Below are 14,927 nucleotides of genomic sequence, written 5' to 3'. Positions count from 1 at the left end.
TGCAATTCTAAAAAACTACCAACCTGGATTCTGTGGTTTCAGATTCGGGTTTACGCCCATTTCTACTAGAGGAATAGGGAACCAATAATTGCGCTCTTCAAACGCACGTGAACCAGCATTCTTTTCTTTATAAGAGATGACTCCATTTGTCCCTTTGGTGATCGTAACACCTTTCACGGATTTATTAAGGATATCTGTTGCCAGCTTCCATCGTTTTAGATCTTGATAACGGATGTCATCTTCAAAAGCAAGTTCTATGCGACGTTCATGACGAATACGATCGCGCATCTGCTCTTTATTCAATCCGTTCGGAATAGCTGGCATACCTACACGCTTACGAATCGCATTGACCGCATCGTATACTGCTACACTTGGGCCATCCGCTTCATTCGTAGCCTCAGCAAAGTTTAACAGAACCTCCCCGTAACGCATAATGACCCAGTTTGTGCTACTTCCGAAATTTTTGTCCTTGTTAAAGTCAAATTTTTCATCCATAAACTTACGGATATAGTATCCCGTAGGGGTCGGATTGGTTCTTGGCAAATCCTTACCTCCAGTAAAAGTTTCTACAGCACGGTCTTTAAAATCTGCACCGTTAAAAAGAATAGATTTTGCAAAACGAGGGTCGCGGTTCTTGTATGGATTAGCAGGATCATAACCCGATCCGGCTTCCTCTATACGGAGACCGTTGGCCATTTCATAACTGTCGACAATATCCTGCGTAGGACAGTTGATTCCCTTACCTCCGTAGCCTGCGGGTGTATTATTTTGATCATAGGCATGCATCTTCTCCCCTTTAATCCCGTTGTAGCGGAACTCCAGAATTACTTCGGGTTTGTCCATGATATTCTTGTTGACGAATACAGCAGCATAATCCTTTTTCAATTCAAATGCTTTGGACTCCATAACACCCTGCGCTGCATCTGCAGCCAGCTTCCACTTCGCTGCTTCATCTCCTGTATTGACCAAGGGGCTCGCTCCCCATAATAGTACGCGACTTTTAAAGGCTGCCGCAGCTTCCCTGGTAATACGTCCCCAATCTTCCTTACCATAGGTACTAGGTAACTCTTTCACTGCAAGCTCTAATTCCTGTATCACAAATTGTAAGCCCTCTTCGTGACTGACTTTTGTTGGCTTATCCTCAGCCTCTTCAATAGACTGATGTTTTAACAATAATGGAGCATCTTTAAAAGAAGTAAACAAGTTAAAATATACGTAGGCACGCATAAATCGCGCTTGCCCCAACAAGACCTTACGTTCGGTATCATTCAGCACTGTAGACACCGCAGCCCGGTTAATGAAAACATTCAGCTTGCGGATCTGTGCGTAGCTGTCTTTCCAAAGATTACGCTCTGGAAATGACGTGCTCAGAAAATCCCCCGTAAGAAAACTCGTTATTTTCTTTTCCTCATTACCAACTAACTGTATATCATCGGTCTTTGCTGCCGGGATGTAGGTATCAAACCCCGTCTTCAAGAAGGTATAAAATTCATTGACCGATAATTTTATTAATTCAGGATCTTTCCAAACCACCTCTTCAGACAATAGGTTGAGGGGTTTTCTATCTAAAAAGTCTTTTTGACAAGAGCTTAAAGCCAATGCTAAGGCCAATGTGCTCAAGGATAATATATGTCTTCTAATTTTCATGGATTTCAATTCTTTAAAGTATTAGATACCTACACGTAAGCCCAACGTATAGATTCTTTGTGGTGGATACAGACTCGCCGATGCTCCTGTAGATTCTGGGTCAAAGCGCTTGCTAGCACTGATGGTAAACAGGTTCTGTCCTTGAAAATTAACACCTAAGGACTTGATGCCTGCTCGCTTGATCCAATCTTTCGGAAACTCGTACGCTACCTGCGCTGTACGCAATTTCAAATAATTACCATTCTTCACATAGAATGTAGACGGTAACTTGTTATTCTCATGATTGGACAATAGACGAGGATACGAAGCGTCTAAGTTTTCTGGTGTCCAACGATCAAGATGCAACTCATAGAAGTTGGCAAGATCATCTCCTGGTTTATAGTTTATATACACATCTGTGGAGGCCTGAAAGAAAGCATCTACAGAGAGACCTTTCCAAGAAGCACTTAGATTCAAACCGTAGACTGTTGGTGGATAAATATAGGTCGCTTCAAAAGCTCGGTCTGCACTACCGCTATACAACTCTACGACACCATCCCCGTTCATATCGACATAACGGATATCTCCTGCTTTTGGAGTAATCGGTGAGCCATTTGGACTATTCAGATATTTTGGCCAATTGCCCGCTTCTTCGTCGTTGCGGAATATACCATCTGCTTTCAAAATACGTGATATACCGATTGTAGATCCTTCTTGGCGCAATCCTGGCAATACCGCATCATTCTCTCCGTAGTTCACGACTGTACTCTTCGTATAGGTCATATTCAGACGTGCATTGACCCGTACGTTGCCAAGTGTATTTCTATGGGACACGGATGCCTCATAACCATAATAGCGTTCTTTAGCAAAGTTCTGCAACGCTGGATTAATACCGAATGTCAATGGTACGTCGTAATTCCTCGAACGCAGGATATCAAATTTATTCTTATTGTAGTAATCGACCTCAAAGCCCAACTTACCATTCCAAAGTGTCGCATCAATACCGATATCAAATGCGTCCACCTTCTCCCAAGTGATATTTGTATTTGGAACAGTCAGATTAGAGATACGAGCTAGTGGACTTATATTATCTGACGTACCGAATACATATCCCGCAGGAATAAGTGCATAATTATAGAAGTAGGTATATAGGTTTCCACCGTCGTTCCCTAAGCGCCCAAAAGAACTTCTTAACTTCAGATTATCTACGAAAGCAAAACGTTCTTTGAAGAAATCTTCCTCAGAAATGTTCCAAGCTGCTGATAATGCAGGAAAAAAACCATTACGCTTTCCTTTAGGATAATATGGAGAACTATCATAACGGAAGCTTCCTTCTACCACGTAACGTTGATCATAGTTATACTGCACTCTTCCGACCACACTGCGTCTAGCATTCTCCGATGCTGAACCTAAGTTTTTCTGTGTCTTGATATCTCCCAAAAACAATTGATCCAAACTAGAAACCGGGAAATTGCTACGCTCTGCCGAGAATACATCGCTCTTGAACTCGTTCTGTTCATATAGCGCCATTGCATCAATATTATGCTGTCCAAAATGACGTTTGTAATTCAGCTTCAGCTGTACATTGACATTATTGTTCTGATTGTAGGATTGCTCCATACGTGCTTTTTCAGTTCCATTTTGCAAGGTGTACTCATCCTTTGTATCAGCCAGTGTATACTGAGGGAACGGTATAGCGAATGATTTTTGAAAAGAGCTGTTGCGATCCACAGCAACGAATGCGCCAGCAGATAGTCCAGGTACAAAAGGAATCTTTTGCGTCAATCCGAAACTTCCTGTAAACACATTACGTGTATTTCTCTTATAACCACTCTCGGCCATTACGTCTGTAATCGGATTACCGGCATAACCTGAATAGGCATATAGACCATTCGAAAAACGAGATGGCATAACAGAACCCAGTGCAGCTAAGCGTCCAAAAATATCCTCTGGGTGAGAAGCTGGATTGTCCGAAGTCTCGGTGATATAGTTTAAGGAAACCGACAGATTGGTATTCGGTGTCACATCATAGTCTGTATTACTGACGATACCATAACGCTTCATTTCAGAGGTCTTCATCAAACCGTTCTGATCCGTAAAAGATCCCGACAAAAAGTAACGGGCATTCTTACCGCCACCACCGACATTCACATTATGTTTATGTAATAAGGCTGTTTTATCCAAGACATCACCATACCAGTCTGTATTTGGATATCGATCAGGATCCGAACCGTCTAAGAATTTCTGTAACTCCTCTGCTGTATATTTTCTACGTGGTGAGTTTCCGCGATCCGCAATATCATTGTCGTACATCTCATTATTCAACAATGCATAATTGTACGAATCCAGAAACTTAGGCAGACGTGTACTCTGCTGTATACCAAACTGACCTGCGTAATTAATGTCTAGACGGTCACGGTATCCCTTTTTGGTCGTAATCAATATCACTCCATTTGCACCACGAGTACCATATACTGCTGCGGATGCGTCTTTCAGTACAGTTACACTTTCGATAGCATTTGGATCCAGCTTATCCATCTCCATACCGATCAGGCCCTGCCCCTCACGTGCTACACCATCGATTACAATCAATGCCTCGCCCATACCACGGATCTTTATCGCTGCCCGATCACGGTCCGGTGCTCCAGATATCATAGTCGAGCTTAACCCTGGTGCTCTACCCATTAGGGTATTCGAAATATTAACTGCTGGTGACTTGGAAAGCTCCTCTCCTTTTATCGTATTGATAGCACCGGTAACTACCTTTTTCTGCTGTGAACCATAGCCCACTACCACGACATCAGTCAATTCGTTGACCGCTACAGAAAGCGTCATCGTTATTGGCTTATTCACCTCTTTGACCTTATACTGTCCTTTTTGATAGCCTAAAAAGCTAAACTCCAGGATATCATCTGATTTTGCAGCTATTGAGAACTTTCCTTCCGTATTGGTCGTAACCACTGCTCCTGTCCTGGTATTACGGATAGTCGATCCTGCAATCGTATTTCCCTGATCGTTACGTAACACTCCGCTCACCACTGCCTCCTGTAGAGCGTTGTTAGCGGCCGAGCTAGCTATTGCTACTTTTTTCTTCTTTAGTACGATACTCTTGTCTTTGATGACGTAGGTAATATCTGTTCCAGCTAAAGCCATATCCAGTGCCTTGGTGACAGAAAGTCCATCAATGCGAATACTCTTTACCCCTTGGTGTTCCAGTAATTGGTCATCATACAAAAAGTTGTACCCTGTTTGCTTTTGTATTTCTTTGATCAGTTTTTCCATCCGGATCTGGTTCTCCCGGATATTGACTACCTGGACATCTCCTTGAAAAGACACAAGAGTAAAAGCCACTGCTACCGGCAATACCTTTGTCTTCATCGCCCATAATGCGGTCGAAAGATTCTTATTCCATCTTTCTTTCTTTTGGTTGTACTTCATTTTATTAGTTAATTGTTTAGGCTGCTTTACTCAACGTTAGTTTTACGCTATATAATTTAAATGTTCAAAAAGCTCATACTTAAATCTATTTTCTCAAATAGACTGTTCTTCCTTTAATGGAATAATTCAATAATTCCGTATAACTGAATAGATCCAGTGTTTCGGATAGGTTGCTATAACGGGACAAAGAACCCGAGAATGTTCTTGCTAACAATTCTTCTGACCCTTTCTGAATGATAAATTCAACATCATACCAGCGCTCCAGCTTCTTCATAATGTCCGTCAAAGGTTCTTTAACAAATACAAAGCGATTGTCCTTCCAAGCCGTAACCGATTCAATATCTACCACACGTCTTGTCAATCGACTACCAAATGCATCACTCTGCATACCTGGCTGTAAATCCATCTGCCTATCTCCCGTATTAACCGTTACAGCCCCTGTCACCAAAGTTGTCTGAATGTGTTCTTTCGAGTAAGCAGATATATTAAAGCTGGTCCCGAGCACCTTGACGGCATGATCTTGACTCTGTACAACAAACGGTTGTTTCTTATTCTTGGTCACCTCAAAGAAAGCCTCCCCTTCTAGATATACTGTTCGATTTGCTTCGTTAAAATGAAGAGGAAAACGTAGTGATGAAGCTGCGTTCAACCACACTTGGGTACCATCTGCCAAGACAAGTCTATAATGTCCTTTTTTAGGTACTTCTATCGTTCGCCATATCGTTTCCGAATTTCCGGTATTTAGTAGGTTTCCTTCACCATCTTCAAGACCGCTTTGTCCTACGAGCAATTCGCCTTGTTCACTTAGGTTGAGTGCTGTTCCATCGGCCGAACGAAGAATAGCTGCATAACCACCTGGTGCAACGTCTTCTTTGGGAAGCTCAGCAACAATAACCTGTTGTTCAGCGGACTGCTTCCAAATAAAATAAGTACTAAATAAAACAAATAGTGCCGCTACAGCAGCTGCAAATGGCCAGTAACGGAACAATCGAACCTTAGCTCCGCGATTTCGCTCTAGGCCCACGGTTTCAGAAAAACGATTAAAGGCTGGCTTCCAATTTTGAGCATATTCTTCGGGATTTAATTCTACCAGCGTATCGTTAAGGAGGTTATCCAGAAAAGTGGTATTTACAGGATCCTGTATAATCTCTATCCACTCCAGAAGTTCTTCGGTGGTCAGCGATTCGTGAACATATTTATGGTATAAAAAGGTAATTCGTTCTACTTTCTTCATGATCAGGTATAAGGTCCCTAAAATATAATGACGAAATAAGGGGTGTAAGGAATACTAAACAATAGCTATTTTTTAACAAAAAACACATAAACATCTGCTATTCAATGAATTATTTTCAAAAAGAAATAATCTTTAAACAATCAGAAATGCAGATATTAAGTAAGGGAATAGTAAACAGACATGTATTTTACATGCGATTTAAAATTAAGAAAGCAACAAGGATGGATTGTACTTCTCCATGATGACGGATATACAAACGTAACGCTTTTAGTGCCCTAACGACATAAGTTTTGGAGGTATAAACCGATATTCCCAATTGCTCTGCAATCTCTTCATGGGACAGACCTTGATAGCGACTAAGCATAAATACTTCTCTAATATTTAATGGCAAGGAATCTATCCCGTTCTGCAGACAGCTCTCTAGATCTTTATACAAGACCTTTTGTTCTGGTCCGAGTGCATCATCACTCAAATAGACAATCAAGTTTTCAATATTCTCGGTGACTAAGACACGTTTCTTCAAAAAATCAAGGCTAGCATGCCGTGCCACGGTATAGATATAAGCATCAAGATTCCGTATCGAGGGAAGTTCTTGTTTGTTGTTCCAGATCTTGATGAAAATTTCCTGTGTCAGGTCCTCCGCTTGGATCTCGGATTTGACTAACTTATGCACCAAAGCATTAATACGAGGCCAGTAGGTCGCAAATAGCTTTTCATAAGCTTCATTTGTTCCTTCTGAAAGCTGTATTAACCAATCTTCATCAACAATTAGTTCAGACATATACTAGACTCCTAAAACAAGCAATCAAACTGAATATCAACCCAAAACATACCAATAGCAGTGCGCGGAACAAATTTAGGTAATTCTGCTTAATTATCAACTCATGGCTTTCCGATTCAAATTCATATTGATGTCACAAAATAGGTACAGCGTACTTCCATTGTTCCCAAATATATTCATCGACTGCCACGTCTGCTTTATCAAACGCTCCGCTTGATTTATCTCCTACCTCAGTTGATTCATCATCTTGCCCATTCTATTCATCAGTTGCTCCATTTGATCAATAATCTCCCCTATCTGATTCATCATACAGTCCATTCGATGATGCGCCTGTAGTAGATGATTAATAGCGCGTTTCATTTGATTAATCTCTTGATGAATTTGATTCATGATGAACAGCAGTTGATTAATAGATCAGCACATTTGATTTATAGATTATCCCACTTGATCTATCGTCTGTACCGCTTGATGAATAGATTATCCCACCTGATCTATCGCCTGTACCGCTTGATGAATAGATTAGTCTATTTGAATCATCATCTATCTTCTTTGATTATATGCCCAAGTCATTTGATTAATCTTTTGTCTGCGTTGATTCATCATCCAATTCATTTGATTATACTCCCAAGCCAATTGATTCATCGTCCGACCCATTTGATTAATCTGCTACTCCATTTGATTCATCAGTTGCGGCACTTGATGTAACAGCTGACGCAAAAGGACATCCTAATTCGAGATCCTTCTGTCACTGCCAGATTACTTATACCCGCTGGGATTGGTTCAGCCCCTCAACCCCGAACATATCCCTGAACCTCCTTCGGATCGAACCTATGGCTTCGACCCTAAAGGGCACAAAAAAAGCCTCAACGAAAGTTGAGGCTTTTTTTGTGATCCCGCTGGGATTCGAACCCAGGACCCATACATTAAAAGTGTATTGCTCTACCAGCTGAGCTACGGAATCCTAATTCTTTATTTCGAATTATACTTCGTTTGTTTGAAGTGTTGCAAAGGTAAGAAAAATATCTTTAAATGCAAGGCTTAAGCGTAGATAAATTAAACAAATCTGCTTTTTGCAATAGTTAAAACGAACAAGCTAATATAGCAATCTGGTTTAAAACAACTTAACAAAAACTAAGCCTACTGCTCCATACCGAAAAAAGCTTCTGTCTCTTGCAAAAAGCACAACTTAGAACTCTTTCCTTCCAGCATATCTGGAAATTCTTTCGAAATCTGCTCCCCCTAACCTCAACTTTCCAACTCAGGTTACTTATCTCGCTGGAATTAGTTCAGCCCCTCAACCCCGAACACATCCCTGAACCTCCTTCGGATCGACCCCCTAGCTTCGACCCTAAAGGACACAAAAAAAGCCTCAACTTTTGTTGAGGCTTTTTTTGTGATCCCGCTGGGATTCGAACCCAGGACCCATACATTAAAAGTGTATTGCTCTACCAGCTGAGCTACGGAATCCTAATTCTTTATTTCGAATTATACTTCGTTTGTTTGAAGTGTTGCAAAAGTAGACATTTTACTGGTTTTTACAAACATTTATCTGCTTTTTTTGAAGTGTAATCTAAAACAGACTCATTACTAAACCATTAAATTATTGCTCATTGATCACCTTCCACAGCATATCCTTCAGCGGAAGAATATTTTTGTTGGCGACAGAAGAAATAAAAATATAAGGAATATCTTTAGGCAGCTCCGCCTTCATTTGTTCCTCGAGTTCTTCATCCAACATATCAGATTTTGTAACCACCAATAAGCGAGGCTTTGTCAAAAGCTCATCATTATAAGAGGTCAACTCATTTAATAAAATATTGTACTCCTCTTCTATTGTACGGTCTGTGTCTGCAGGAACCATAAAAAGAAGAACTGAATTACGCTCTATATGCCTTAAAAATCTAATTCCCAAACCTTTACCCTCCGACGCTCCTTCTATGATCCCCGGAATATCAGCCATCACAAACGATTTATTGTCACGATAACTTACTATTCCAAGATTCGGAACAAGGGTTGTAAACGGATAATTGGCAATTTCGGGCTTTGCAGCCGAAACTACAGACAATAATGTAGATTTTCCTGCATTAGGAAAACCAACGAGACCTACGTCTGCCAATACCTTAAGCTCCAAGATCACCCACTGTTCAATCCCTGGTAATCCAGGTTGAGAAAATCGGGGTGTCTGCTGTGTGGAACTCTTAAAGTGCCAATTTCCCAAACCACCTTTTCCTCCCGCAGTAAGAACTTTAGTTTCTCCTTCTTCGGTAATCTCGAACAGAATTTCTCCTGTCTCAGCATCCTTAGCGACTGTACCTAAAGGAACTTCTAGTATCTCATCTTGACCATTTGCACCAGTTCTTAAAGCTGATCCTCCTGGACCACCGGATTCCGCAATAATATGCTTACGATACTTCAAATGGAGCAAGGTCCAATGCTGTGTTGAACCTTTTAATATAATATGTCCACCTCTTCCTCCATCTCCTCCGTCTGGACCACCCTTGGCCGTGAATTTGTCACGATGCAAATGCGAAGATCCAGCCCCTCCATGCCCTGATCGACAACACACCTTTACATAATCAACAAAATTTGAACCTTGAGCCATATACTTTTTATAAAAATAAAACTAAGCGTTGTAACTATCAATCACCTGAGACAATTCTGTAAAAATCGCTTCAATCTCTCCGATACCATTTACTTTAGACAACTTACCTTGAGCCTCGTAATAAGGCAACACATGTATAGTTTTACCGAAATACTCTTCTATACGTTTCTTAAGTTTATCCGCAGCATCGTCGGCACGTCCAGATATTTCCTGACGTTTAGCAATACGTTGTGTTAATTCTTGTTCATTTACATCAAGAGCAATAACTCCAGTGATAGCACTGTTATTATCCGCTAAAAACTTATCCAACGCTTCTGCTTGTGCCACAGTACGTGGAAAACCATCAAAAATAAAACCTTTTGCCTGTGGATTTTGCTTAATCTCTTCCTCCAACATAGCAATAGTAATGGAATCTGGCACCAAATTTCCGTCAGCAATAATCTGACTAACTTGTTTACCTAGTTCGGTTTGACCTTTGATATGTGCACGGAAAATATCTCCAGTAGAAATATGCACAAGATTGTATTTACTGATAAGTTTTTCTGACTGTGTACCCTTTCCTGCTCCTGGAGGACCGAATAATACAAGGTTTAGCATAGTGTTGAGTAATTTTTGATGACAAAAATAAAAGCCTAATCCGGTTAAGAGAATTAGGCTTTTCAGTTAACTAAAGTGCGCTCCAAGGGAGTCGAACCCCTAACCTTCTGATTCGTAGTCAGATGCTCTATCCAATTGAGCTAGGAGCGCTGCGACCATAACTTAAAAGAATAACCTTTTCGTTTTTGGTGTTGCAAATATAGCTATTTAAAAGCTTTATGCAAACATTTTTACAATGTTATTCGCAAACGACCAATTATTACTATTTATTCGCCCCCAAAAACAAAACACGGGAAGAATTTAAACTCTTCCCGTGTCCTTACTTAATATGGTGTGTAAATATTAATTACTAATGTTTTACATCCATTTCGTCGACGTACTCTTCGTTCGGCACATAATCTGCCACAATCAATTCTTTGTAGTTGACATCCTCACCTTTACCAAAACGTCGTTGTAAACTATCAAAAAGAGAATACACGACAGGAACAACTACCAACGTCAAGAACATCGAGGACAGAAGCCCTCCAATAATAACAATCGCAAGTCCCCTATTTGTATCCGCAATACCTCCCGTCGCCATAGCGATAGGTATCATACCAAACACCATGGCTATCGTCGTCATTAAGATCGGACGAAGACGGGCGTGGTTGGCTGCAACGAGTGCATCATGAGTTGTTGCTCCGGAAGCTTTCTTGTGGTTAGCGAAATCGACCAAAAGAATAGCGTTCTTAGCGACCAAACCAATCAACATGATAATACCTAGAATCGTAAATATATTCAACGTCTGGTTGGTCAATGCTAATAACAGCAACGCACCAATAAATGATAGCGGAATAGAAAACAAGACCACAAATGGTGTTGCAAAGTTGTCATACAATGCTACCATCACTAAATACACCAAGATAATAGAGGCCAAAAGAGCGACTCCTAATGTTCCAAAACCCTCCTCTTGGTTTTCCATATTTCCACCCCACATGGTAGCTACTCCGGTCTTCTTAGGCAACTTATCAAATTCTGCTTGCCATTCTTGTGCTACAGTACCAGCTGGACGACCTATCACCTGTGCCTTTACAGCTACTGAAGGCGTTTTATCCCGTCTCTCTAACAATGTCGGCCCAGAGCCATAAGAAATATCTGCAAATTGCTCCAGCGTAATCGAAGCGCCTTGATTATTGATAAATTTCAACTTACGAACATCATCTATCCCAGCTCTTCCTTTGTCATCAAACTGTATATTAATATCATATTCATTATCTCCAGCTCGAAACTTGTTATCGGTGTTTCCAGAAAAGGCGACCTGCATGGTACTACCCACCGTTGCGACATTTAATCCAAGCGAGGTCATTTTATCACGATCTACTTTTACATTTATCTCAGGGTTACCTGCCTCCGACGACAATCGCACTTGTGATGACCCAGGTATTTTCTTCAACACCTCAGCAGCTTGATTCGCAAATTCCAAAGCATCTTCCATCGAAGTACCTATGACCGTCAAATGTACCGGTGCCTGCTCTGCCCCCATCAATCCCATATTCACTGTTCGAACTATTGCTCCGATAAGCTCATTCTCCAACTCACGCTTCAACTCTGCAGAATACACCTTAGAGTTTAGAACGCCCACATACTCGTCCTTCAAAATAACATGGATTTCAGCCTTGTATCTAGAGCCAGAAACTCCCCCCATACCACCATCACTCGACTGTCCTACAGTCGTAATCATACGCTTTACTTCAGGTTTTGAAGCAATCAGATTCTCCGCACGTTGGGTCAATTGGTTTGTCATTTCTAAGGATGCATCTTTTTCTAACTCAAATTGCATCATAAACTCTCCTTTATCATTTGCAGGGAAAAAGTCTCCCCCGATATATCCTAAAATCGGTAAAGAAAGGGACGCGAAGAACAAAACAATAGCGATCAACAATGTAATCAACTTATTACCTCTCGTACGCAAAGACCACTTCAGAATATCGGATATCCAATGGGTAAATCTAGAAAGACCACGTTCAAATCCTAAAATTATCTTTCCAAAGAATGAACTGGAATTGATATGCTCTAGACGACCAAACCGAGAGTACAACCAGGGCACTACAGTAAATGACACCAATAAAGACAATCCCGTAGCAATAATAACAGTTACACAGAACTGAGCTAAGATATTAGCAACCAACCCTGTAGACATCGCTATTGGCAAAAACACAACCACAATTACTAAGGTAATTGCAGTTACCGTAAAGCCAATCTCGGCTGCACCATCGTAAGCGGCACGCACCTTGTTTTTACCCATCTCCATATGACGGTGTACGTTTTCGATTACCACAATAGCATCATCGACCAAGATCCCGACCACAAGAGATAATCCCAATAACGACATCAGATTTAACGTATATCCCATAAAGTAGAAACCAATAAAAGTTGCTACCAAAGACAACGGGATAGCCACCATCGTAATGGCCGCATTACGTAAACTGTGCAAGAAAAACAGCATGATAAATCCAACGAGTATTACCGCTACCACTAAATCCTTCATAACGTGATTAGCAGAATGCAAGGTATACTCACTAGAGTCATTAGCTATGAGTACTTGTATCCCCTCTTTTTGGTAATCTTTTTCAATACCGCTTACTACGTTACCATCCTTATCTTTTGTTGCAATCGTTTTTTGCACTAATTTGGAAACTGCTACCGCATTGGCATCAGATTGTTTATACACTTGCATCAAAATTGTATTCTTGCGATCCAAACGCGCTACTTTTTCAATCTCAGCGACACCATCTTGAATATCGGCAATATCACGTAGAAAAACAGTTATTCCTGCAGGTGTGGTCACGGGTAAATTACGCAATTCTTCAACAGAGCCAACCTTACCTGCAAGACGAATTGTATTTCGCTTTTCGGCAGACTGTACACTTCCTGTAGGGAAATCCATATTAGAAGCTGCAATTACTTGTTGAATCTGCGTAATATTCAAGCCATAACCTTCTAGTTTCTCCGGATCAACTTTCACCTGTATCTCGCGTTCTTCCCCTCCGATCATATCGACCTTTGCAACTCCATTCACCCGCGCAAACACAGGCTGTATCTTTTTATCCAAAAGATCATACAGTTCTTTTTCTGACAACGATGAAGTTACCGCCAAACTCATAATTGGCATATCATCCAATGAGAATTTATTCAAGATCGGTGGGTCTACATCGTCCGGTAAATCATTCAATATAGAGTTGATTTTCCGCTGAGCATCTGTAAGCAAAAAGTTCACATCAGCTTCATCATTTAGTGTTACCGCAACGACAGAAACACTTTCCATAGACGTCGCCTCAATCTTCTTCACCATTTCAAGTGAAGAAATCGCATCTTCAATTTTTTTGGTGACAGTATTCTCTACCTCAGTAGGTGATGCCCCCGGATATACCGTTTGAATCAAAATAACTTTGATATCAAACTTAGGGATCAGCTCATACCCGAGTCGGGTATAAGAAAATATACCGCCAAGAATCAGAATGATAAACATCACAATGATTAAACTTGGCCTTTTTATCGAAATTTCAGAAATCTTCATATTATTTACCGCCTTTTCAACTTATTATTTGATAATAGAAATAGGAGCTTGATCGAACACATTGATCTGACCAGAAATAATAACCTGATCACCAACATTCACACCCTCTAACACTTCAATATAGTCCCCAAAGCTTCTACCCGATTTAACAGTTGTAGCAACTGCCTTTCCATTTTTAACTATAAAAATCTTGTTGTCACTGACTGATCCTAAGAAAGCAGTACGAGGTATAACCAGAACGTTAGCTGTCACATCATCCCCAAATCGAGCAGTTCCATACATACCTGCACGCAATTCGTTATTCGGATTAGCGACCTCTATCTCAACAGGGAAATTCAAACTTCCGTCTGACTTTGGAGCTATAAATGTAATTCTGCCACTATAAGCTTTATCTGGATAAACACTAACCCCCAGATTCACATGCTGACCTACCGCTAATGTGGCCACATTCTTTTCATCTACATTTACACGTAATTTCAAAGTACTGACATTCACAATATCGAATGCTGCCGTACCAGAATTTACGTAAGTTCCCGGTTCGATTTTTTTAGAGTTTATGATTCCGGACACAGATGTTTTGATCGTCACATCACCAGCCGTTAGCTTTGCGCTACGGAGGTTATTTTTTGCATTTTCAAATTGAAGCTTTGCCTGATCTAATTGTTGTTGCGTAACCCCTCCTGTACTGAAAGCACTCTCAAACCGTTGTACATTTTGTAAAGCATTATCATAGTTAGCCTGTGCATTTGCGACATTTACATTCAATTTATCTCCTTCTACAATCGCTAATGTCTGACCTGCACTAACTCTCGACCCTTCACTTACTAACACTTTGACAACACGTCCTGGTGTCTCTGCCGAAACTGTCACCTCTTGCTTCGGAATAAAATTACCGTTAGCAATATAGGTTAAATCCACAGTTTGCGTACGGGCAGTATCTACACGTACAGCCACCTTCTCGTTAGTTACCGCAGCAGCTGCAGTAATCTCTTCATTTTGCTTCTTATTCTTGTTCAATAAATAAACAATACCCGCCAGTACAGCTGCGATACTTACGATTGTTATTATTACGCGTTTCATAATATATATTAAG

General features: G+C 40.7%; 10 protein-coding genes and 3 tRNA genes. 1 reads left to right on the top strand and 12 read right to left on the bottom strand.

The window, feature by feature from the left end:
- Positions 1 to 15 precede the first annotated feature (15 nt).
- The 5 genes from CLV99_RS12955 to CLV99_RS23235 all read right to left on the bottom strand — a co-directional run bounded on the left by CLV99_RS12955 (position 16) and on the right by CLV99_RS23235 (position 7,469).
- Positions 16 to 1,647 (bottom strand): RagB/SusD family nutrient uptake outer membrane protein, encoded by a 1,632-nt coding sequence (locus CLV99_RS12955; RefSeq protein ID WP_133584919.1) that lies wholly within the window; start codon positions 1,645 to 1,647, stop codon positions 16 to 18.
- A gap of 21 nt (positions 1,648 to 1,668) precedes the next feature.
- On the bottom strand, positions 1,669 to 5,064 hold the full coding sequence (locus CLV99_RS12950) for a TonB-dependent receptor (protein ID WP_133584918.1): 3,396 nt from the start codon (positions 5,062 to 5,064) through the stop codon (positions 1,669 to 1,671).
- An 85-nt stretch (positions 5,065 to 5,149) separates the two neighbouring features.
- Positions 5,150 to 6,298: a FecR family protein gene (locus CLV99_RS12945; RefSeq protein ID WP_133584917.1), complete on the bottom strand. Its 1,149-nt coding sequence runs from the start codon at positions 6,296 to 6,298 to the stop codon at positions 5,150 to 5,152.
- Between the two features lie 187 nt (positions 6,299 to 6,485).
- Positions 6,486 to 7,079, bottom strand: coding sequence for an RNA polymerase sigma factor (locus CLV99_RS12940; protein WP_133584916.1), 594 nt, complete (start codon positions 7,077 to 7,079; stop codon positions 6,486 to 6,488).
- Positions 7,080 to 7,304: 225 nt separating this feature from the next.
- Positions 7,305 to 7,469 carry a hypothetical protein gene (locus CLV99_RS23235; protein ID WP_162850103.1) on the bottom strand — a complete coding sequence of 55 codons (165 nt, stop codon included), beginning with the start codon at positions 7,467 to 7,469 and terminating at the stop codon, positions 7,305 to 7,307.
- Between CLV99_RS23235 and CLV99_RS12935 the strand changes: the two genes are divergently transcribed.
- Positions 7,455 to 7,784, top strand: a complete 330-nt coding sequence (locus CLV99_RS12935) for a hypothetical protein (RefSeq protein WP_133584915.1) — start codon at positions 7,455 to 7,457, stop codon at positions 7,782 to 7,784. The genes CLV99_RS23235 and CLV99_RS12935 overlap by 15 nt on opposite strands.
- A gap of 183 nt (positions 7,785 to 7,967) precedes the next feature.
- Here CLV99_RS12935 and CLV99_RS12930 read toward each other — a convergent pair.
- The 7 genes from CLV99_RS12930 to CLV99_RS12900 form a co-directional block, all read right to left on the bottom strand.
- Positions 7,968 to 8,040: transfer RNA gene (locus CLV99_RS12930), tRNA-Lys, on the bottom strand.
- A 433-nt stretch (positions 8,041 to 8,473) separates the two neighbouring features.
- A tRNA-Lys gene (locus tag CLV99_RS12925) sits at positions 8,474 to 8,546 on the bottom strand.
- A gap of 133 nt (positions 8,547 to 8,679) precedes the next feature.
- Entirely contained in the window at positions 8,680 to 9,681 is a 1,002-nt protein-coding gene (gene obgE / locus CLV99_RS12920; protein WP_133584914.1) for a GTPase ObgE, read from the bottom strand.
- A 21-nt stretch (positions 9,682 to 9,702) separates the two neighbouring features.
- Positions 9,703 to 10,278, bottom strand: coding sequence for an adenylate kinase (locus CLV99_RS12915; protein WP_133584913.1), 576 nt, complete (start codon positions 10,276 to 10,278; stop codon positions 9,703 to 9,705).
- A gap of 76 nt (positions 10,279 to 10,354) precedes the next feature.
- Positions 10,355 to 10,428: transfer RNA gene (locus CLV99_RS12910), tRNA-Arg, on the bottom strand.
- Positions 10,429 to 10,627: 199 nt separating this feature from the next.
- Positions 10,628 to 13,834, bottom strand: coding sequence for an efflux RND transporter permease subunit (locus tag CLV99_RS12905; RefSeq protein WP_133584912.1), 3,207 nt, complete (start codon positions 13,832 to 13,834; stop codon positions 10,628 to 10,630).
- 24 nt (positions 13,835 to 13,858) lie between these two features.
- The gene (locus tag CLV99_RS12900; RefSeq protein WP_133584911.1) at positions 13,859 to 14,914 is read right to left on the bottom strand and encodes an efflux RND transporter periplasmic adaptor subunit; all 1,056 of its coding nucleotides are present in this window, start codon (positions 14,912 to 14,914) and stop codon (positions 13,859 to 13,861) included.
- Between the last annotated feature and the right edge of the window lie 13 nt (positions 14,915 to 14,927).

Source organism: Sphingobacterium yanglingense (assembly GCF_004363245.1).
In the GTDB taxonomy this organism is placed as follows: Bacteria; Bacteroidota; Bacteroidia; order Sphingobacteriales; family Sphingobacteriaceae; genus Sphingobacterium; species Sphingobacterium yanglingense.
Note: the sequence above shows the minus strand (reverse complement) of the source record. Positions and strands in the feature narration are given on the sequence as shown.